This window comes from Myxococcus sp. MISCRS1 (genome assembly GCF_026626605.1).
GTDB lineage: Bacteria > Myxococcota > Myxococcia > Myxococcales > Myxococcaceae > Myxococcus > Myxococcus fulvus.
The window spans coordinates 1563214-1583537 of the sequence record NZ_JAPNKB010000001.1 but is presented as its reverse complement, the minus strand read 5'-3'; the positions used below and the strand labels follow the sequence as shown (position 1 = coordinate 1583537).

Here is a 20324-nt window from a genome sequence, read left to right as displayed (position 1 = left end):
CTTCCCGAGTCCCAGGGAGGGCCGCGTCCTGCATCGCATGGTTGATGTCGCCGGGGTGTTAAGAACTGTTGAGGAGTGCTATCCGCCCGGGCGTGTCGAGCGAGCGAGTGAGTTCGTCCGGGCTGGCCCGGGCCATGGGCGTGACGCGGGTGGCGCGGGTCACCGGGTTGGACCGCACGGGCGTGGAGGTGGCCTGCGCGGTGCGTCCAGGGGGCCATGTGCTCCAGGTGTGCAACGGCAAGGGGCTCACGGCGGACGAGGCGGCCTGGGGCGCGCTGTTCGAGACGGCGGAGCTGTGGGCGGCGGAGACGGTGGCGCCGGGGCGGCTCGCCTGGGGCTCCTTCGCGGAGCTGGAGGGACGGCTGGGGACGTTGTGGGGGGCGCAGGCCCTGGGCTCGGCGGGCGCGCTGGTGGAGCCGAGGTTGTGGGGTGAGGGTGTCCGGTGTGCGTGGCGCGAGGCCACGGAATTGGGTTCGGGGCGGAGCGTCTGGGTGCCCGCGCAGGGGGTGCACGTGACGCCTCCGGGGGGCGTGTCGCTGGGGCCGGTGTCGGTGGCGTGGACCAGCAATGGCTCGGGCGCGCATCCGGAGCCGGCGCGGGCGCTGCTGCATGCGTTGCTGGAGGCCACGGAGCGGGACCAGCTGGCGCGGGTGTTCCCCGAGGGGTGGACGGAGGAGGCGGTGCGGGGGCGGCTGCTGCGTGGCGCGGAGCTGGCGCGCTCGGCGCCGAGGACGGCCGCGTTGGCGGAGCGTCTGCGGGAGCGTGGCTTCGGGGTGTACCTCTTCGATGCGACGCCGTCCGCGCGGACCGCGGGGGCGGTGGGGTTGCCCGTGGGCGCGGCGGTGTTGGTGGACCTGGAGGAGGGGCCGGTGCCGCTCACGGCGGGCTACGCGTGCGCGCTGGAGCGGGACGTGGCGCTCTTGAAGGCGCTGCTCGAGGCGGCGCAGTCGCGGCTGACGGACATCCATGGGGCCAGGGAGGACGTGGGTTCGACGGACCGGGAGGCGGCGCGGGGGTTCGCGGAGGCGTGCGCGGGGGTGAAGGCGCGGCGGCGGGTGACGGAGCTTCCGGACCTGGGCGCGGTGGCGGACGAGGACGCGGAGGTCCAGGTGCGACGGGTGCTGGCGCGGCTGAAGCGGGCGGGATTCACGCAGGTGGCCTCGGTGGAGCTGGATGCGCCGGTGCCGGGCCTTCATGTGCGGCGGGTGGTGGTGCCCGGCATGCGCGTCTCGGAGCTCCTGTGAAGCGGCGAGCCGAGGACGTGGTGGTCTTCCTGGGCCCGTCGCTGCCGGCCGAAGAGGCAAAGCGGCTGGGACCGTGCGTGGTGCTGCCTCCGGCGCGGCAGGGCGACGTGTGGCGAGCGCTGGGGGCGAGGCCCCGGGCCATCGCGTTGGTGGACGGTGTCTTCGAGGCACAGCCCTCGGTGTGGCACCACGAGCTGCTGGCCGCCTTGGAGGCGGGCGTGGCGGTCTTCGGCGGCTCCAGCATGGGAGCGCTGCGCGCGGTGGAGCTGGCTCCGCACGGCATGGTGGGCGTGGGGCGCATCTTCGGCTGGTACCGCGATGGGGTCGTGGCGGACGACGCGGAGGTGGCGCTGCTGCATGCGGATGCCGAGAACGGCTGGCGTCCCCTCACGGTGCCGCTCGTCAACGTCCGGCACGTGGCGGAGCTCGCGCGTGAGGCCGGTGTGCTGAGCGCGCCCCGGGCCCGCGAGCTGGTGTCGGTCGCGGCGGAGATGTTCTACCAGGAGCGCACCTGGGCTCGGATGAGCGAGCGTGTGCGCTGGCCCGAGGACACGCGACGCGGGTGGGCGCAGTGGTTCTCGCGTGGCGTGGAGGACCTGAAGCGCGCCGACGCGGTGGCCTGCATCCGCACGGCACAGGAGTGGGTGGCTTCGGGGGCGCCGTCGAGCCGAGGGGCGCGTCGGGTTCCCTCCTCGCTGGTACGGCGGCGGCGACTCGTGGAGGACGTGACCCGCGTGCCTGATGCGCGGGTTCCCTCGGGGCACGTGCTCGAGGTGTTGAGCCAGGCGCCCGACGCGCGCGAGCTGGCCGAAGCGGGCCTGCGTCGCGCGTTGCTCGCGGGCTGGGCGAGGACGATGGGGTTGTCCGTCACCGAGGAGGAGGTGGCGCGTGAGCAGGAGGCGTGGTGGCGCGAGCGCCGTGTCCCCGCGCGCAAGCGCGATGCCTTCCTGTCCGCGAGCGGGCTGGACCCGGAGGGACTGCGCGCGCTGTGTGAAGAGCGGGCGCTGGAGCGACTCGTGCTCGCGCACTCGACACGGCTGCTGCCGGATGGCCCGTCCTGGGATGAAGCGCTCGCCGCCGAGGCGAGGTTGCGTGGACGCTGGGCAGAAGCCGCGCTCGACATCGCCGCGAGCGATGAAGAGCCCGTCGACTGATGCACTGAGCATGTTTCGAGCGGCGAGTCCTTCGACCGCCGCGAGCGATGAAGAACCCATCGACTGATGCACTGAGCATGTTTCGAGTGGCGACGAGCGCGTCGCCTGACGTGCCGAGCAGGCTTCGAGCAGCGAGTCCTTCGACCGCCGCGAGCGATGAAGAACCCATCGACTGACGTGCCGAGCAGGCTTCGAGCGGCGACGAGCACGTCGCCTGACGTGCGAGCAGGCTTTGAGCAGCGAGTCCTTCGACCGCCGCGAGCGATGAACAACCCATCGACTGACGTGCCGAGCAGGCTTCGAGCGGCGAATCCTCCAGACGCCTCTCGCGACGAAGCGCCCATCGCCTGAGGGCGCCATACGTGCCTCGTGCGGCGACGCGTCTGTCGACTGACGCGCCGAGCGTGCCTCGAGCGGCGAGTCCGCCAACCCGCGCGCCGTCCCTCACCGGCGCCTGAAGCGGTGGGGCGCGAGCCGGACGCCTCCTCGCCACGGGCCCCCTGGGGCGCCGTGCTCGGTCGGGGCCTCCCGCTCCACGAGACTACGGGGGACGTTGGGTCTCCCGGACCCGATGTTGCCCACCTGGCGGGTGGGGAAAATTCGTGACAGGCCTTGAATCGAGGCTAGGGTCAACCCTGGAGGTTACCCTTGTACGGCCCCGTTTCCTGGGTGGTCACAGCGCCCCTCGCGCCAGACTCACGTGCCCGAATTGGCATTGAGGCCGTCCCCTGCCTCCGCGCGGCTGCGCTCGTGCTTTGCCGGGAAGGCATGGTCTCGCGCCAAGAGGGCTCTCCGCCGTGATGTCGGCGCCGTTCCATCCGGACCAGCTCGTTCCCGGCAGCGAAGTGGGCCCGTGGCGCGTGGTGGCGTCGCTGGGCGCGGGAGGTTTCGGCCGCGTCTTCAAGGTCGAGCGGGGAGGGCGCTTCTTCACGATGAAGATGGCGCTGCGTCCCGCCGGTCCCCAGGTCTCCGAGGAGGAGGACGTCAACGGTCGGCTGTCGCACGAGGTGGCCGCGCTGCTCGCCTGCGCGCCGCACCCGAACCTCCCGCGCCTCCACGCCGTGGACCGCTGGCCGGAGCCCCCCGAGGGCTACCTGTTCTTCGTCACCGACTTCATCGACGGAGAGACCTTCCACGAGTGGCGCTGGCGCGTGAAGCCCTCCGCGGCGCACCTGCTGTCCGTCTTCACCGAGGTGGTGCGCGCCGTCTCGGACCTCCACCGCCGAGGCCTGCACCACCGCGACCTGAAGGGCGACAACCTCCTCATCCGCCGCGATGACGAGCGCCCGTTCCTCATCGACCTGGGCACCGTGCGCATGCCGGGCGCGACGACGCTGACGGTGGGCGTGGCTCCAGCCTCTCCGCATCTGTTGCCCCCCGAGTGCGTGGCCTTCCTGCGCGAGGGCCTCTGGGAGCAGGGCGCGCGCTTCGACGCGGGCATCCCCGGAGACCTCTACGCGCTGGGCGCGCTGCTCTACGAAGCGCTCACGGACGGGTACGCCTTCGACCCCAGGCTGCCCTACGACAGGCTGCTGCCCGCCATCGAGACGGTGACGCCGCGCGCGCCCCACCTGGTCAACCCCAAGGTGCCTCCCGCGCTGGGAGACCTCGCGCTGCGGCTGCTCGCCAAGCGCCCCGAGGACCGCTACCCGAACACGGAGGCGCTGCTGCAGGCCCTGTGGGAGGTCGCCAAGGAGAAGCGTCAGCCCGCCTGGAGGCTGTCGCTGGACCTGCCTCCCGAGCCCGAGTCCCCGCGTGACGTGGACTCGAACACGCCCCGGGTGCGCATGGTGCCGGAGCTCGTGCGCATGCCCGAGCCCTCCGCGTCGGACGCGGAGCAGGACTCCGACGCCGAGAACACACCTTCGCATCCCCTCGCACCGGAGGCCGTCGCCGCGCCGGCGGACGCGCTCCCGTCCTCTCCGCCGCCGCCCGCTCCCACGTCGCCGTCCCGCGAGCCTTCCTGGACGCGCGGTGTCGCGGTGGGCGTGCTGGTGCTGTTCGTCCTGGGCGCGGTGGCCCTGGGTGTCTCGCGTCGCGAGTCGCCCGCTTCGAGCTCCACGCAGGCGGTCGTCCCCCTCCCACCTCCTGCAGAGAAAGGAAGTCCTGTCGTGACGAGTCGTCCCCTCGCGCCCCCCGACACAGCCCGTCCCTCTTCACCGTCCGCCGAGCCCGCGGAGGCTCCCACCCGGTGGGCTTCCGCGGCCCCCGCTCCCTCGGACGCGCCAACTCCTGAGTCGCCCCCTTCGCGGAAGCGTGGCTCGGTGAGTGGCACCTTGGGAAAGACGGCGGCGGTGGCGTGCCTGGCCGGAGCCTGCGCGGGCGGCTCACCCCAGACACGCCTGACGTCGCCCGAGGGGGAGTGCCCGGCGGGTTCCATCGAGCGTCTGAATGCGCTGGGCTACTCCCCGAGCTCGCAGCTGTCGCGGACGGACTTCTCACTGCAGGCCCCCGGCGAGCGGTATGTGTCGGTGATTCCGCTTCCTCCCGAAGGTCCCATCTCCATCTACCTCTACCGCAACCTGCCGGATCCAGCCCTCGTCGAAGCGTTCCCGCGCGGGACGAAGTTCCACGGGAGGCTCTTTCACGGACAGAAGAGGTACTACATCTGGGTGTCCGAAGCGGAGACTCCCAATGGCAAGCGCATGGCGGTCTGTCTCCAGGTGTCGGTGGCCAATCTCGGCGAGCGCGTGCAGGTGGGCATGACCTACGACAGTGTCAACAGCACACCTGAGCAGAAGATGATCAGCACGATCGTGGGGCTCACCTCTACCGACTACTTCGGAAGGCCGTGACTTGCTCGCCGTGTTCCCGGTCCTCGCGCTCACCTGGGGCGTTCTGCTGAGCTCGGGTGCGGAGCGCCCTGGGCCCACCCCTTCCTCGAGTCTGCCCCCTGTGCGTCGGCTCGAGGTGGGCGGCGAAGTGGCCGCGCCGTCCCTCGACATCCGCATCTCCCCAGGGCGCGCCACGACCCTCTTCTTCGACGCCCGCATCCGGACCGAAGAGGTCCTGCTGGAGGGGCGTGAGCGTTTCCATCGCGTGGGCCTGGCGGATGACCACCTGGTGCTCGTGCCGTCGACCACGTTCCGCCAGGGAGAGCGGCTGCGCCTCGAGGTCCGCTTCCTCGATGGGGCGGCTCCGGAGCAGCTGGTGGTCTGGTTGGTGGTGGACCCGATGCGCGGTGAACCGCAGGTCGAGGTCTTCCGTCGCGTCCGCACCGCGGAGTCCTATCGGCGGGAGGTCGAGGAGCTCAGGGCGCGGCTGGCGCAGGCTCGCTCCGAACTCGAGCGACTCCAGTCCACGGGGCGCGCCTCGAGCTCGTTGGAGGAATTGGTCGCGATGCTGGGGCGGTCCTCGAGGTCGCTCTACGTCCAGGTGCTCGAGTCCGCCTCCCCACAGGGGCCTGACCTGTACGCCAAGGCGATTCGCCATGTGGCCCTCCATTCACATTGGAGTGCCCTGGTGCTGGGCATCTCCGCTGAGTCGGAGGGCCTGGGGTGGGTGGCGAGCGGCGGCTCGCTCACCAGGGACTCCGGGCAGGTGCTGGAGCTGAAGCCTCCCTGGCAATCAACGCCGCTGCGCGCGGAGGAGGAGCAAGATGTGGTCGTCCTCCTGGCTGACGAGGCCGCCCTGACACCCGGGCGCTACACGCTCAAGCTCTGGGATGTACGGGGCCGGACGTTGACGGTGGACCGACTGGTGGTGAAGTGACGGCGCGAGGGGCCTTGAGCCTCGTGGCCCACCGTGTAGGGTGCCGCCCCGGACGATGACCCCTCCGCTTCCTTCCGATGCCCCGCGCTGCATCCGCGCCGACTCCCGCGAGCCCTCGGGCTACCGCGAGGCCCTGGGCGAGCGCCGCGCCTCGCTGCTGCTCACCGACCCGCCGTACTGTCTGCTCACGCGGCGTCGCAAGGGCGGGGACCTGAGGGACCCGCGCGCGCACAAGAAGATCGACCAGAACCCCATCGTCCGCTTCGAGACGGTGCGCGACTACCGGGCGTTCTCCGAGGCCTGGCTCACGCGCGCCCTGGCACACCTGACGCCCGACGCGCCGCTGGTCATCTGGACGAACCTGCTCGGCAAGGAGCCCATCCTCACCGCCGCGCGCGCGCTGGGCTATCCCCACCTGCGCGGCGAGTTCACCTGGGGCAAGCGCACCACGGACAAGAACGCGAACGAGCAGACCCTGCGCGTCTACGAGGTCGCGCTCGTCATCGCCCGGACGCCCGAGCCGGTGCTCGCGCCCGGGGACCTGCCCACCGTCTGGGCCGTCGTCGGCGGCTATGACGATGACGGCGACGCCGCGCGCTGGGGCAGCCATCCCCACCACAAGCCGTTCTCCGTGGTCGAGCCGTTGGTGCGCACGTACAGCCGACCCGGTGACACCGTGTTGGACCCGTTCGCCGGCAGCGGCTCGCTGCCCGCCGCCGCGCTGCGCCTGGGTCGACAGACGGCGTGCCTCGAAATCGAGCCCGAGTGGGCCGAGCGCGTCACCCACCGCCTGCGTGAGACGGTCGCCGCGTACCCTCAGCCCCCGAGCGGCAGGTAGCGCCGCGACTCGAATCCTCGGGGCCAGGCGCGGCCCATGTTCATCACGCGACTCATCACCCGGTCGCGTCGCGCCTCGAGCCCTCGGGGCATGCCGCGAGGAGCGGCGCGTCCTCCGCATCACGCGCCGCAGCGCCCGGCAGCGTCGCGTCTCGAATCGCCGAGGTCGGCGCGTCCTCTGCTCACGCGCCGTCAGCCCCCGAGTGCCCGGTAGAGCTTCGTCTCCGACCAGCGGGGCACGTCGGTGGGACGGTGTCCCCACCAGTTCATCACCAGCGTGCGCCGCAGCCGCGAGCGCCCCGGCAGCTTCCCGTCCGGCACCTGGTTCCGCGCGTCCAGCACGCCGTGCGTGAGCGAGCCGTCGAACACCACCAGCCGGTTGGGCCTGGGCGTCACCAGGTCCGCGGTGTCCAGCCGCGACGGCGCGAGGGACGGGTTGGACTCGTCCGGCTTCTCGCGCGTCACCACCAGCGCGCCGCCGCGCACGCGGTTGAGGAAGAGCACCGAGCCGATGCGCGGGTGCACCAGCTTCCCCGTGCGCAGCGCCAGCTTCTCGTCCCGGTCCTGATGGAAGTCCACGCGCACGTCCGTCGGATACATGCGCGACAGCCACCACTCCACGCCCGCGATGCGCCGCCGGCCGGCGATGGCCGGACGCAGCGCGGTGACGATGTCCTCCACGACGTTCGTCGGCGGGCCGAAGTCGTACCAGAACGTCGTCTGGTACGTGTCCTTCAGCCGCTCGCGGCCGAGGACTCCCAGGCGCCGCAGCAGCCGGCGGAAGAGGGCGGGGGGCACGGCGGCTTCGGTGAGCTGGACGAGGGTTTCCACGGCGAGGCGCAGCTTTGTCTCATGCGGAGGGTGGGCGCCACCTTCCTTTGCCAGTAGGCTGCGCGCCCCATTGCCCTCCCGCCGGGAGGACGCGGAGATTGCGCGATGAAGGCTCACCACAAGATGCTCATCGGCATCGTCACCGGCACGGTGGCGGGGCTCGGCGCGAATGCCCTCGCGGGCGGTGCACCCTGGCTGGACTGGGCCGTCAACAACGTGGCCTCCCCCGTGGGGCAGATCTTCATCCGCCTGCTCCTCATGCTCGTGGTGCCGCTGCTGTTCGCGGCCCTCGTCATGGGCGTGGCGGAGCTGGACCTGCGGCAGGTGGGCCGCCTGGGCGCGCGCACGCTGGGCTACACCGTGGTGTTCTCCGCCATCTCCGTGCTCATCGGCCTGGTGCTCGTCAACGTCATCCAGCCCGGCCACGGCCTGAGCGAGGAGGCCCGCGCGCTCGCCCGGGGCGGCACCCAGGTGAAGGCCGCGCCCCCTCCGTCCGAGACGTCCTTCGGCGCCGTGCTCATGTCCATGGTGCCCACCAACCCGCTCAAGGCCGCGGCGGACGGGGACATGATCGGCCTCATCGTCTTCTCGCTCATCTTCGGCCTGGGCGTGGCCCTCACGCCCACCGAGGGCGTGCAGCGCCTGAAGGAGACCCTCCAGGGCCTCTACGACGTGATGATGAAGCTCATCGACGGCGTGCTGCGGCTTGCCCCCTACGGCGTCGGCGCGCTGCTGTTCGCCATGACGGCCAGGCTGGGGCTGGGCATCCTCCAGCAGCTGGCGGCCTACGTGGGCACGGTGCTGCTGGCGCTGTCGGTCCACATGTTCATCGTGTACTCGCTGTCGGTGCGCTTTCTGGGCGGGCGCAATCCCATCGAGTTCTTCCGCGACTGCCGGCTGGCCATCGTCACCGCGTTCTCCACGTCCTCCTCCAGCGCCACGCTGCCCACCGCGCTCAAGGTCGCCGAGGAGAACCTCAAGCTGCCCCCCAACGTGTCGCGCTTCGTGCTGACGGCCGGCTCGGCGATGAACCAGAACGGCACCGCGCTGTTCGAGGGCGTCACCGTGCTCTTCCTCGCGCAGGTCTATGAGGTGCCGCTGGATTTGTCGCAGCAGGCGCTCATCATGTTCATCTGCATCCTGGCGGGAATCGGGACGGCGGGCGTGCCCGCGGGCTCCATCCCCGTCATCGCGATGATCCTCACCATGTTCAAGATTCCGGTGGAGGGGCTGGGCCTGGTGCTGGGCGTGGACCGCTTCCTGGACATGTGCCGCACCACGCTCAACGTCACCGGGGACCTGGCCGCCGCCGTGTACGTGGCGCGCGGAGAGCCGCCCGCTCGCACGGACGTGGAGCGGGCAGCGGGGCCTTCCACCTCCTGACATCGGGATGAACCCATCCCCATCCTTCTCCGCGTAGTCGTCCCACCGTCGCACCCAAGGAGCCCGCATGAGGGTCGCCAAGGATTCAATCGTCTCGCTCGAGTACCGGCTGCACCTCGGTGATGGACAGGTCATCGACCAGAGCGAGCCCGGCCAGCCGCTCGCCTATCTGCACGGGCACCGTCAAATCGTCCCCGGCCTGGAGGGCGCGCTGGAGGGCCTGTCCACCGGCGACAGCAAGCAGGTGGTGGTGCAGCCCGCACAGGGCTACGGCGAGCATGATCCCGAGGGCGTGCGCGTGGTGCCTCGCGCCATGCTCCCCGCGGGCTTCGTGCCCCAGCCCGGCCAGACGCTGATGGCGCAGACGGACCAGGGTGACATCCCCCTGCGCATCTCCGAGGTCCGGGGCGACGACGTGGTCATCGACCTGAACCACCCGCTCGCCGGCAAGACGCTGCACTTCGACGTCACCGTGAAGGAGGTCCGCCAGGCCTCCAACGAGGAGCTCTCCCACGGCCACGTCCACGGGCCGGGCGGGCACGACCACGGCTGACCCCAGGGCGTGACGCCCTGCGGCGACGAGCGAAGGGGCGGGGCAGGAGTACCCCGCCCCTTTTGCTTGCCTGCTGGAGTCCGTGCTTCGTGACAGCGGGGGCCGTGCACTATCTTTTCGCCCCCAATGAGCCAGTCCCCGTCCCAACAGACTCCGAGCCCCACGGGGCTCCGCCTCCAGCCCACCGACGCCAACGCCGACGAGCCCGGGGCGTCCGCGGAGAAGGACCCGGAGCTGTACTGGCTCAAACATGTCTACCAGGGGGGCTCGCGGCAGCTCACGGTTCGCGCCGTCATCGCGGGCATGTTGATTGGCGCGGTGATGTGTCTGTCCAACCTGTACGTCATCCTCAAGACGGGTTGGAGCCTGGGCGTCACCATCACCGCCTGCATCCTGGCCTTCGCCGTGTTCAGCACGCTGCGCTCGCTGCGCGTGCTGAAGAACGACTTCACGGACCTGGAGAACAACGCCATGGGCTCGGTGGCCTCGGCGGCCGGGTACATGACGGGCGGCGGCAACATGGCCGCGGTGCCCGCGCTGCTGATGCTCACCGGCACGCTGCCGCCCGCGGGCTGGCTGGTGGTGTGGTTCGCGGTCATCTCCGCGCTGGGTGTCTTCGCGGCCATCCCCATCAAGCGCCAGCTCATCAACATCGAGGCGCTGCCGTTCCCCACCGGCACCGCCACCGCGGAGACCATCCGCGCGCTGCACGGCCACGGTGAAGTGGCGCGGCGCAAGTCGCGGCTGCTCACGGGCGCGGGCGTCGTCGGCGCGCTGCTGGTGCTGGTGCGTGACGCGCGCTTCCCGTGGCTGACCAACATCCCGGAGAAGGTGAGCCTGCCCTTCACGATGCTGGGCAAGAAGGCCTCGGCGTGGACGATGTCGCTCGACTTCAGCCTGCTGCTGGTGGGCGCGGGCGCGCTGGTGAGCTTCCGCACCGGCTGGTCCATGTTCCTGGGCGCGGTGCTGTCGTACGGCTTCCTGGCCCCGGCCATGGTGACGCAGGGCTCCATCCCTGAAATCACCTACAAGGCCATCAACAGCTGGATGGTGTGGACGGGCTCGGCGCTGCTGGTGTCGTCGGGCCTGCTGGCGTTCGCCTTCCAGTGGCGCAGTGTGGCGCGCTCGTTCAAGGCGCTGTCGGGGCTGTTCCGGGGCAAGGGCGCGCAGCAGGAGGAGACGGACCCGCTGGCCGGCATCGAGTGTCCGCCGTCGTGGTTCCCGCTGGGCTTCGCGGTGCTGGGGCCCATCGCCATCTTCCTGATGGCGTACCTGTTCCAGATTCCGTGGTGGGCGGGCGTGCTGGCCATGCCGCTGGCGGTGGTGATGGGCGTGGTCGCCAGCCGCGTCACCGGCGAGACGGACACGACGCCCACCAAGGCGCTCGGCCCCGTCACGCAGCTCATCTTCGGAGGCCTCGCGCCGGGGAACATCCCCGCCAACGTGATGAGCGCCAACGCCACCGGCGGCGTGGGTCTGCACTCGGCGGACCTGCTCACGGATTTGAAGTCCGGGTGGCTGTTGGGCGCCAACCCGCGTCAGCAGTTCGTCGCGCAGCTGTTCGGCGTGGTGGCGGGCGCGGCGGTGGTGGTGCCGGTGTTCAACCTGCTGATTCCCAACGCGGAGGCGCTGGGCACCGAGGAGTTCCCCGCGCCGGCCACCATGGTGTGGGCGGGCGTGTCCAAGCTCTTGGCCACGGGCGTCTCCGCGATGCCCGTCACCGCGCGCTGGGGGGCGCTGTGCGGCGCGACGCTGGGCATCTGCCTGGTGCTGCTGGAGCGCTGGGCGCCCGCGAAGCTGAAGGGCTACATCCCCTCGCCGGCGGGCTTCGGGTTGGCCATCGTCATCCCGGCCTCCAGCTCCATCGCCTTCTTCCTGGGCTCGGCCATCGCCGAGGTGCTGCGCCGCAAGAAGCCCAAGCTGGCCGAGGACATGGTGCTCCCCGTCTCCTCGGGCTTCATCGCGGGTGAGAGCCTGCTGGGCATCGCCATCGCCATGGCGAAGGCCTTCGGCGTGATGCCCAAGTAGTCGTCAGTCCACGCGGCCGGTGGCGAACGACGCGCCGGCCACGAAGCGGAAGGTGGGCGTGTCCAGGCCCGCGCCCACGCCCGGGCCGCCCATCACGAACAGGTCCATCCAGGACGTGGTGTGGCGGCGGATGGCCACCAGCAGCTCCGCGCCCGCCTGACCGCCCTGCAGCGGCACGCCGACGAGCAGGCTGATCTCCCCGCGCGTGAGGTCTCCGGCGCGCGACGTCACGGTGCCGCCCAGCCGCAGCTCGTTGCCCACCACGTCCACGCGGGTGCCCGACAGCGAGCCCAGGTCCTGCTTGTCTCGCAGCAGGACGCCGGTCTCCAGGCCCAGCTGCCACGTCTCCGCCAGGAAGCCGAGCTGGAGGCTGGGGTGCACCGCGTACCGGTCCCTGGCGAGCAGCGCCTTGCTGCCCACCGGAATCGCCGCGGACACATCCAGCGCCACCTGGAAGCCGAAGTCCGGCCGCAGGAGCGCCGTGCGCGCGCCCACCCACGGCGAGCCCAGCCCCTGGCCCTCGGGGGCGTTCACGTTCAGGTGCTTCGAGCCGCCCTGCGTGACGATGAAGGGCACCTCCGCGTCCACCTGGAGCCAGTCCGTCACGCCGATGGCCGCGGTGAGGTCCATGGTGAACTTGTTCTCCACCAGGCCCATGCCACCGCCCGGCTCCCAGCGCGTCTGGAAGTGGAGGGGCAATTGCTCGTAGTGACCCTGGACGCCCACGCGCACCAGGCCCGCGGGCAGCGTGCGACCGGTGCTCACCACCAGCGAGCCGAGCCCCGCCGGGTCCAGCTCCATCCGCTGCAGATTGAAGGTCGGCAGCGTCTTCGCCTGGGCGGAGGCGGCGGAGGGGAGCACCAGGGCGAGGGTGAACAGCGCCGACAGCAACGCGAACGCGGGCCGGAACGACACGACGACTCCTTGAAGGATGGAATGACAGCTCACACGTGAGCCGTGAGCTCCAAAGACGAACGAGTCGCATGGCGCCGAGGGGATGCGCAAGCTCACGCCCAGGTGCCTCATCCCGGGAAAGTATCCCTGAGCCTCCGCGTGGAACGACTTGACGCGCGATTCGTCCCGATTCTCCGGGGCTTGCCGTGAAGTCCCAATCCCGCGCACGCGTATCCCAATCATGGGAAAGCAAAACACCGTGCAATCGCAGGCGCCGGCCGGGCGTAGGATTTCTCATTCCCGCCCAAGGAGTCATCCGTGGCCGTCCTTCTCGAGGATCTCCGCTACGCCGTCCGGTTGCTCTTCAAGAATCGGGGGTTCACCGCCGTCTCGCTGCTGACGCTCGCGCTGGCCATCGGCGCGAACACGGCCATCTTCAGCGTCGTGCACGGCGTGCTGCTGCGGCCGCTGCCCTATCCCCGCTCCGAGCAGCTGGTGCGGGTGGACGCGCGGGACGCGGACGGGCCCAACACGACGTTGGCGATCGCCCACTACGCCTGGCTGACGTCGGAGGGCTCGCCCTTCTCCCAGGTCTCCGCGTCGGAGATGTTGCCCTCGGGCTTCAACCTCGTGGGGGACGGGCTGCCGGAGCGGCTGGCGGGGGTCCGGGTGACGGGGAACTTCTTCGAGACGTTCGGCGTGAGGCCTCAGCTGGGGCGCGGCTTCCTGCCGGAGGAGGACGTCCCGGGGGGGCCGCGCGTGGTGGTGCTCGGCCAGGGGCTGTGGAAGCGCCGCTTCGGTGGGGCCCCGGACGTGGTGGGGCGCACGCTCACGCTCAACGACGAGCCCTACACCGTGGTGGGCGTGGCGGCGGAGTCGTTCCGCTTCCCGGCGGAGGCGCAGCTGTGGACGCCGCTGCAGCTGGACATGACGAACAACGAGGCCTCCAACTTCCTGTTCGTCACCGGGCGGGTGCGTGACGGGCTGTCGCCCCAGGGCGTGGAGGCCGCGTTGAAGACGCTGAGCGCGCGCCTGACGGCGCAGAAGCCGCACCTGATGCGCGCCCACGAGTTCTTCGGCGCGGTGGACCTGCGGGCGGCGCTCGCGGGGGATTTGCGCCTGGCGCTCTGGGTGCTGCTGGGCGCGGTGGGGCTGGTGCTGCTCATCGCGTGTGTCAACCTGGCCAACCTCCAGCTCGCGCGCTCCGCGGCGAGGCAGCGGGAGCTGGTGGTGCGCGCGGCGCTCGGCGCGGCGCCCCGGCGGCTGGTGCGGCAGTTGCTGACGGAGAGCCTGCTCTTGTCGCTGGTGGGCGGCGGGTTGGGCGTGCTCCTGGCGTCGAGCGCGCTGCCCGCGCTCCTGTCGCTGGCGCCGCCGGAGCTGCTCACGCCGGGGACTCAGGTGGAGCTGGAGGGCACGGTGCTGCTGTTCTCCCTGGGACTGTCGGTGGTGACGGGGCTGCTCTTCGGGCTGCTCCCGGCGTGGCAGGCCTCTCGGCCCAGGCTCCAGGACGCGCTGCGCGAGGGGGCCCAGCGGGCGACGGCGGGGGCGGGGGCGGGGCGCACGCGCAAGGTGCTGGTGGTGGGGCAGGTGGCGCTCGCGGTGGTGCTGCTGGTGGGGGCGGGGCTGCTCATCCGGAGCTTCGGTGCGCTGCAGGAGGTCAAGCCCGGCTTCGACGCGACGGACGTGCACGTGCTGCGGCTGTCCTTGCCGGAGGGCCGCTACGGCGAGCCGGAGGCGGTGGAGCGCTTCCTGCGCCAGGTGGAGGAGCGGGTGCGCGCGCTGCCCGGCGTGGTGGAGGTGGGCTCCACGCCCACGCTGCCGATGGAGATGGGCTCCAGCATGGGCTTCGCCATCGAGGGCAAGTACGAGGGCCGCGAGGACGGCCCCGGGGTGGGCTTCGGCCAGTACCGGCCGGTGTCGCCGGGCTACGCGCGCACGTTGGGGCTGGGGCTGGTGGGAGGGCGGTGGCTGGAGGAGACGGACACGTCGCGCTCGGCGCCGGTGGTGGTCATCAACGAGGCGGCCGCGCGCAAGTACTGGCCGGGCGAGGACCCCGTGGGCAAGTCCATCCGGGTGGCGCACTCGGTGCCGTCGCTCCGGGACGACACGCCGCGCCGGGTGGTGGGCGTGGTGCGCGACGTGCGTGAGCGGGGGTTGGACCAGGAGGCGCCCGCGGTGCTGTACGTGCCGACGGGGCAGGTGACGCGCAGGCTCAACGAGCTGCTCGTGCGGATGTTGCCGCGCAACCTGGTGGTGAAGTCGCCCGGGAGTCACGCGGCGGTGGTGGCGTCCGTGCAGAAGGAGCTGTGGGCGGTGGACCCGCGGCAGCCCGTGTCGGAGACGCTGATGCTGGACGCGCACGTGGCGCGCACGCTGGGCTCCGAGCGCTTCAACATGGTGCTGCTGGGGTTGATGGCGGCGCTGGCGCTGGGGCTGGCGGCCGTGGGCATCTACGGCGTGCTGTCGTACCTGGTGAGCCAGCGCACGCGGGAGATGGGCGTGCGCCTGGCGCTGGGGGCCACGCGCGGCGAGGTGGTGCGGCTGGTGTTCCTCCAGGGCCTGGGCTCGGTGGGCGCGGGCGTGGGCCTGGGCTTCGTGGGCGCGCTGGCGCTGACGCGGGTGGTGTCCGGGCTGGTGCACGGGGTGAGCGCGTTGGACCCGTGGGCCTTCCTCCTCGCGCCCCTGGCGCTGCTCGCCGTGGGCCTCGTCGCCACGTGGCTGCCCGCGCGCAGGGCCTCGCGCGTGGACCCCATCATCGCGCTCCGGTACGACTGAGCCGGCAGGGCCCTCCTCCGGACGACAGCCCCACGCCAACAGCAGACACAACGGTGACAACACCCGGCACACCGGGCGGCACGAAATGAATGAATGACATGTCAGGGACTCCCTGGAAGGGAAGGAATGGCTCCGCACGGGAGCCCCTGGATTCAAGGGCGGACTTCGCGCGCCGGCAGATGGGGTGACTAAGCCCCAGTGCCCGCGAGGTCCTGGAGGACCTGCCACCGGGTGTAGAGCCGGTCGACCTCGGCGACGGCGGCGTCCAGCTCCTTCTGGACCTCCGCCACCTTGCCGCTCTTGCTGTAGATGGTCGGGTCGGCCAGCTGTGCCTCCAGCTCCGCCTTGCGCGTCTCGGCCGCTTCAATCGCGGCCTCCATGCCGTCCAGCTCGCGCTGGTCCTTGTAGGAGAGCTTGCCCGGCTTCTTCGCGGCCTTCGGCGCGGGGGCGGGGGCGACGGGCTCGACCTTCTTCGGCGCGGCCTTGGCGGCCTCCGCGGCGGCCATGGCGTCCGACTGCTCCTTGAGCCGCCGGTACATCGTGTAGTTGCCCTCGTAGCGCGTGACGCGGCCGTTGCCGTCGAACGTCACGATGCTCGTGGCCACCTTGTCGAGGAAGTAGCGGTCGTGCGTCACGAGCAGCGTGCTGCCCCCGAAGTCCAGCAGCAGCCGCTCCAGGACGTTGAGCGTGACGATGTCCAGGTCGTTCGTCGGCTCGTCCAGCACCAGCACGTTGGCGCCCTCCAGGAACAGCCGCGCCAGCAGCAACCGGTTGCGCTCGCCGCCCGACAGCGCCTTCACCCGCATCCGCTGCATGGGCACCGGGAAGAGCAGGTCGTCCAGGTAGTCGCGCAGCGCGACCTTCTGGTCTCCCAGGTCCACCCAGTCCTCGCCCTGCGAGGCCGCGTCGTACACCGTCATCTCCGGATCCAGCTGCGCCCGGTTCTGGTCGTAGTACGCCACCTTCGTGTTCTTCCCGATGACGAGCTTGCCGCCGTCCGGGGGCAGCTCGCCCAACAGCACGCGCAGGAAGGTCGTCTTGCCCACGCCGTTGGGGCCGACCAGGCCCACGCGCTCACCGCGCTGCAGCCGGAAGTCCACGCCGTCGAGCACCTTGCGCGCGCCGAAGGCCTTCGTCAGCCCCTCGGACTCGATGACGGTGTGGCCCAGCCGGGGCGCGGCGATGACCCGCAGGTCCGCCACCTTGGGGCGCTGGAAGCCCTTCTCCGCCATCAGCTTCTGCGCCCGCTCGATGCGCGCCTTGCTCTTGGTTCGCCGCGCCTCGGGCCCGCGGCGCAGCCACGCCACTTCCTGCGCAATCCACCGCTCGCGCTTGTGCTGGGCGACCTCGGCGTTCTCCTGCGCCACCAGCTTCTGCTCCAGGTACGCCTGGTAGTTGCCCGGGTACGACGTGACGCCCGCGCCCGGCTGGATCTCGACGATGCGGTCCACCAGCCCGTCCAGGAAGTAGCGGTCGTGCGTGACGAGCAGCAGCGCCCCGGGCAGCTTGTCCAGCTCCTCCTCCAGCCAGTCCACCGTGTCCGCGTCCAGGTGGTTGGTGGGCTCGTCGAGCAGCAGCATGTCCGGCCGCGTGAGCAGCGCCCGGGCGATGGCCACGCGCTTGCGAAGACCGCCCGACAGCTGCGCCACCGGCCGGTCCCAGTCCTTCACGCCCAGCCGGTCCAGCAGCGTCTTCGCGTGGTGCTCGGTGTCCCAGCCGCCCAGCTGCTCGATGCGGTCCGACAGCGCCGCCAGCTGCTCCATCAGCTTCTCGTGGGCCTCCGGGGGCGAGGACTCCAGCTTCTTCGCCAGCTCCGCCTGGGCCGCCAGCGCCTCGCGCAGCGGCCCCTGGGCCACGGACAGCTCGGAGGCCACCGTGGCGCCCTCCGCGAACTCCGGCTCCTGGGGCAGGTAGGTGACCCGGGCTCCACGGCGCAGCTGCAGCTCCCCCGTGTCCGGCCTGGCCGCGCCCGCCAATATCTTCATCAGCGACGTCTTGCCCGAGCCGTTGACGCCGACCAGGCCCACCCGCTCACCCTCTTCGATGGTGACGGTGAGGCCTTCGAACACGGTGCGGCTGCCGAAGCTGAGCTGGACGTTGGCGGCACGGAGCAGCGTCACGGTGAGTCTCCCGAAAAGGCGAAAGGCGCCCCTCACTGAAGAGGAGCGCCTTCCTTACAACCTGGACGCCTGGGAGGCGCGGACTACTTGCGCGCCGCCTGCTCGGCCGCGAGCTTCTCCTTGTACGCGGCCATCAGGGCCTCGGACTCGTTGCGCGGCACCGGCGTGTACTTGGCGAACTCCATCGTGAACTCGCCCTTGCCCTGCGTCGCGGAGCGAAGGTCCGTGGAGTAGCCGAACATCGTGTTCAGCGGAACCTCGGCCACCGCCGTCACGTAGCCCTCGGCGGTCTCCGTGGAGAGGATGGTGCCGCGGCGCTGGTTGAGCTGGCCGACGACGGAGCCCTGGAAGTCCTCGGGCGCCGTGACCTCCACCTTCATCATCGGCTCGAGGATGATGGGCTTGGCGGCGGCGTAGCCCTCGCGGAAGCCCATGATGGCGGCCGTCTTGAACGCCATTTCGGACGAGTCGACCGCGTGGAACGCGCCGTCGTTGATGACCACGCGCACACCGACGACGGGGAAGCCGATGAGGCTGCCCTTCTTGACGGCCTCGGCGAAGCCCTTGTCGCACGCGGGGATGAACTCGCGCGGAATCGAGCCACCGACGATGTCATCCACGAACTCGTACTGCTGCACCGCGTCCGAGGGCAGGGGCTCGATGTAGCCGCACACGCGCGCGAACTGACCGGAACCACCGGTCTGCTTCTTGTGCGTGTAGGCGAACTCGCCCTTCTGGCTGATGGTCTCGCGGTACGCCACCTGCGGCTTGCCGGCCTTCACCTCGCACTGGTACTCGCGCTTCATGCGCTCGATGTAGATCTCCAGGTGCAGCTCACCCATGCCGCGGATGATGGTCTGCCCGGACTCCTCATCGCGGTGCACGCGGAAGGTGGGGTCTTCCTTCGTGAAGCGGTTGAGCGCCTTGGAGAAGTTCTGCAGCGCCGAGCGGTCCTTGGGCTCCACGGCGAGCGAAATCACCGCGTCCGGGACGTGCATGGACGTCATCGTGTAGTTCACCGAGCCGTCGGTGAACGTGTCGCCGGAGGCGCACTCGATGCCGAACAGCGCGACGATGTCGCCGGCCGTCGCGTCGTTGATGTCGTTCATCTGGCTGGAGTGCATGCGCACGATGCGCGGCACCTTGACCTTCTTCTGGTTCACCTGGTTGACGATGAAGTCGCCCTTGGTGACGCGGCCCTGGTAGACGCGCATGTACGTCAGCTGCCCGTAGCGGCCGTCCTCCAGCTTGAACGCCAGACCGACGAAGGGCTTCTCCGGGTCCGACTCGAGGATGACCTCCGCCTCGTTGTTCTTCTGGTCCAGCGCCTTGTTGGTCGCCTCCTTGGGGTTCGGGAGGAAGTTACACACGGCGTTGAGCAGCAGCTGCACGCCCTTGTTCTTGTAGGCGGAGCCACACATCACGGGCGTCATCTTCAGGCCGATGGTGGCCCGGCGGACGGCGGCGATGATGGCGTCGTTCGGGATGGCGGCGTCCGACAGGAACAGCTCGCCGAGCTGGTCGTCGACCTCGGCCACGCCCTCGATCATCTGCTGGCGGCGCTCCTTCGCGTCCTCCAGCATGTTCGCGGGGATCTCCTCCTCGCGGATCTTCTCGCCGTTCTCACCGTCGAAGTAGAACGCCTTCATCTGGATGAGGTCGATCAGACCCTCGAAGCGGTCCTCGCCGCCGATGGGCATCTGCAGCTTGACGGGGTGGTGCGACAGCTTCTCCTTCAGCTGCGCGGCCACGCGGTCATAGTTCGCGCCGGCGCGGTCCATCTTGTTGACGAACGCGATGCGCGGAACGCGGTAGCGCTTCATCTGCCGGTCGACCGTGATCGACTGCGACTGCACGCCGGACACCGAGCAGAGCACCAGGATGGCGCCGTCCAGCACGCGCAGGGAGCGCTCCACCTCGATGGTGAAGTCCACGTGTCCCGGCGTGTCGATGAGGTTGATGTTGAAGTCGCCCCACATCGCGTACGTCGCGGCCGACTGGATGGTGATGCCCTTCTCACGCTCCAGGTCCATCGAGTCCATGATCGCGCCCACGCCGTCCTTGCCGCGGACCTCGTGGATCTCATGGATCTTGCCCGTATAGAACAGGATGCGCTCGGAGAGCGTCGTCTTGCCCGAGTCGATGTGGGCGGAGATACCGATGTTACGAATCTTCTCGATGGGTGCGTTGGCGGCCACGATCCGGTCCTTCTTTTCTTGAATGTGCCTGACGGAACAGAGCAGGCGGGGCCCTTACTTCCCACGGGACTTGGTTTCCAGCCAAATCCGCATGACGGTGGAGTCCAATACTCCTACCTTGTCCTACAATCTAGGCCCTACCTTATATAAGAGGCGGCTTGGACTCTCGCTGTCGAGAGACTGTCACCGAATTCTTCCGAGGGTTTCTGAACCATGAGCGCGAGCGAAAACTTCTCCGTGGCCCGGGCCTGGCTGGCCGCCTTCAACGCGCATGACGTGGAGGGGCTGGTGGCGCTGTACGCCGAGGCCTGCACGCACACCTCGCCCAAGATCAGGCTCCTGCACCCGGAGACGGGCGGGAAGCTGGTGGGCCGGCCGGCCCTGGCGAAGTGGTGGCGGGAGGCCATCGCCCGGCTGCCTGGCCTGCGCTACGAGGAGACGGCGCTGACGGCGGACGGCGAGCGCGTCTTCATGGAGTACCTGCGGCACGCGCCCGGCGAGGAGCCCATGCCGGTGGCGGAGGTGCTGGAGGTGAAGGGTGGACGCATCGTCGCCTCGCGCGTGTACCACGGCTGAAGACCGGGATAGGGTGCCCT

The 20324-nt window shown here is 70.4% G+C and carries 14 protein-coding genes; 10 read left to right on the top strand and 4 right to left on the bottom strand.

Features of this window, described 5'->3' with window-relative positions:
- The first annotated feature begins 134 nt into the window (after positions 1 to 134).
- The 5 genes from OWM54_RS06105 (at position 135) to OWM54_RS06085 (ending at position 6947) form a co-directional block, all read left to right on the top strand.
- Positions 135 to 1244, top strand: coding sequence for a YcaO-like family protein (locus tag OWM54_RS06105; protein WP_267701094.1), 1110 nt, complete (start codon positions 135 to 137; stop codon positions 1242 to 1244).
- Positions 1241 to 2398 carry a TfuA-like protein gene (locus tag OWM54_RS06100; protein ID WP_267696869.1) on the top strand — a complete coding sequence of 386 codons (1158 nt, stop codon included), beginning with the start codon at positions 1241 to 1243 and terminating at the stop codon, positions 2396 to 2398. Before OWM54_RS06105 ends, OWM54_RS06100 begins: the two co-directional genes overlap by 4 nt.
- An 800-nt stretch (positions 2399 to 3198) precedes the next feature.
- Positions 3199 to 5193, top strand: coding sequence for a serine/threonine protein kinase (locus OWM54_RS06095; protein WP_267701093.1), 1995 nt, complete (start codon positions 3199 to 3201; stop codon positions 5191 to 5193).
- Positions 5194 to 5203: 10 nt separating this feature from the next.
- Positions 5204 to 6109 (top strand): DUF2381 family protein, encoded by a 906-nt coding sequence (locus OWM54_RS06090; protein WP_223746908.1) that lies wholly within the window; start codon positions 5204 to 5206, stop codon positions 6107 to 6109.
- Positions 6110 to 6164: 55 nt separating this feature from the next.
- The gene (locus OWM54_RS06085) at positions 6165 to 6947 is read left to right on the top strand and encodes a DNA-methyltransferase (protein ID WP_223746554.1); all 783 of its coding nucleotides are present in this window, start codon (positions 6165 to 6167) and stop codon (positions 6945 to 6947) included.
- Between the two features lie 191 nt (positions 6948 to 7138).
- On the opposite strand, the gene OWM54_RS06080 is transcribed toward OWM54_RS06085, so the two are convergent.
- Positions 7139 to 7777: a hypothetical protein gene (locus tag OWM54_RS06080; protein WP_223746555.1), complete on the bottom strand. Its 639-nt coding sequence runs from the start codon at positions 7775 to 7777 to the stop codon at positions 7139 to 7141.
- 105 nt (positions 7778 to 7882) lie between these two features.
- On the opposite strand from OWM54_RS06080, the gene OWM54_RS06075 reads away from it, so the two are divergent.
- The 3 genes from OWM54_RS06075 (at position 7883) to OWM54_RS06065 (ending at position 11741) form a co-directional block, all read left to right on the top strand.
- Positions 7883 to 9160, top strand: coding sequence for a dicarboxylate/amino acid:cation symporter (locus OWM54_RS06075; protein WP_223783123.1), 1278 nt, complete (start codon positions 7883 to 7885; stop codon positions 9158 to 9160).
- 67 nt (positions 9161 to 9227) lie between these two features.
- Complete coding sequence (locus tag OWM54_RS06070; RefSeq protein ID WP_141331737.1) at positions 9228 to 9713, top strand: FKBP-type peptidyl-prolyl cis-trans isomerase; 486 nt, start codon at positions 9228 to 9230, stop codon at positions 9711 to 9713.
- A 126-nt stretch (positions 9714 to 9839) separates the two neighbouring features.
- A complete protein-coding gene (locus tag OWM54_RS06065; RefSeq protein ID WP_223783122.1) occupies positions 9840 to 11741 on the top strand; it encodes an OPT family oligopeptide transporter in 1902 nt (633 codons plus the stop codon).
- A 3-nt stretch (positions 11742 to 11744) separates the two neighbouring features.
- Here the strand turns inward: OWM54_RS06065 and OWM54_RS06060 are convergent, their stop codons facing one another.
- The gene (locus tag OWM54_RS06060) at positions 11745 to 12656 is read right to left on the bottom strand and encodes a flagellar motor protein MotB (RefSeq protein ID WP_267696868.1); all 912 of its coding nucleotides are present in this window, start codon (positions 12654 to 12656) and stop codon (positions 11745 to 11747) included.
- A 297-nt stretch (positions 12657 to 12953) separates the two neighbouring features.
- Here OWM54_RS06060 and OWM54_RS06055 point away from each other — a divergent pair, with 297 nt between their 5' ends.
- Positions 12954 to 15410, top strand: coding sequence for an ABC transporter permease (locus OWM54_RS06055; protein WP_223746560.1), 2457 nt, complete (start codon positions 12954 to 12956; stop codon positions 15408 to 15410).
- A 188-nt stretch (positions 15411 to 15598) separates the two neighbouring features.
- Here OWM54_RS06055 and OWM54_RS06050 read toward each other — a convergent pair whose 3' ends face one another.
- Together OWM54_RS06050 and fusA are read right to left on the bottom strand one after the other, a co-directional pair.
- Positions 15599 to 17530, bottom strand: coding sequence for an ABC-F family ATP-binding cassette domain-containing protein (locus OWM54_RS06050; protein ID WP_223746561.1), 1932 nt, complete (start codon positions 17528 to 17530; stop codon positions 15599 to 15601).
- 83 nt (positions 17531 to 17613) lie between these two features.
- Positions 17614 to 19728, bottom strand: coding sequence for an elongation factor G (gene fusA, locus OWM54_RS06045; protein WP_223746562.1), 2115 nt, complete (start codon positions 19726 to 19728; stop codon positions 17614 to 17616).
- Between the two features lie 213 nt (positions 19729 to 19941).
- On the opposite strand from fusA, the gene OWM54_RS06040 reads away from it, so the two are divergent.
- Complete coding sequence (locus tag OWM54_RS06040; RefSeq protein WP_267696867.1) at positions 19942 to 20304, top strand: nuclear transport factor 2 family protein; 363 nt, start codon at positions 19942 to 19944, stop codon at positions 20302 to 20304.
- Positions 20305 to 20324: the final 20 nt, after the last annotated feature.

Excerpts from the sequence above, each read along its gene's own strand:
- OWM54_RS06085 (WP_223746554.1), top strand. The coding sequence starts at position 6,165 with ATGACCCCTCCGCTTCCTTCCGATGCCCCGCGCTGCATCCGCGCCGAC.
- OWM54_RS06105 (WP_267701094.1), top strand. The coding sequence starts at position 135 with ATGGGCGTGACGCGGGTGGCGCGGGTCACCGGGTTGGACCGCACGGGC.
- OWM54_RS06095 (WP_267701093.1), top strand. The coding sequence starts at position 3,199 with ATGTCGGCGCCGTTCCATCCGGACCAGCTCGTTCCCGGCAGCGAAGTG.
- OWM54_RS06070 (WP_141331737.1), top strand. The coding sequence starts at position 9,228 with ATGAGGGTCGCCAAGGATTCAATCGTCTCGCTCGAGTACCGGCTGCAC.
- OWM54_RS06075 (WP_223783123.1), top strand. The coding sequence starts at position 7,883 with ATGAAGGCTCACCACAAGATGCTCATCGGCATCGTCACCGGCACGGTG.
- OWM54_RS06065 (WP_223783122.1), top strand. The coding sequence starts at position 9,840 with ATGAGCCAGTCCCCGTCCCAACAGACTCCGAGCCCCACGGGGCTCCGC.
- OWM54_RS06040 (WP_267696867.1), top strand. The coding sequence starts at position 19,942 with ATGAGCGCGAGCGAAAACTTCTCCGTGGCCCGGGCCTGGCTGGCCGCC.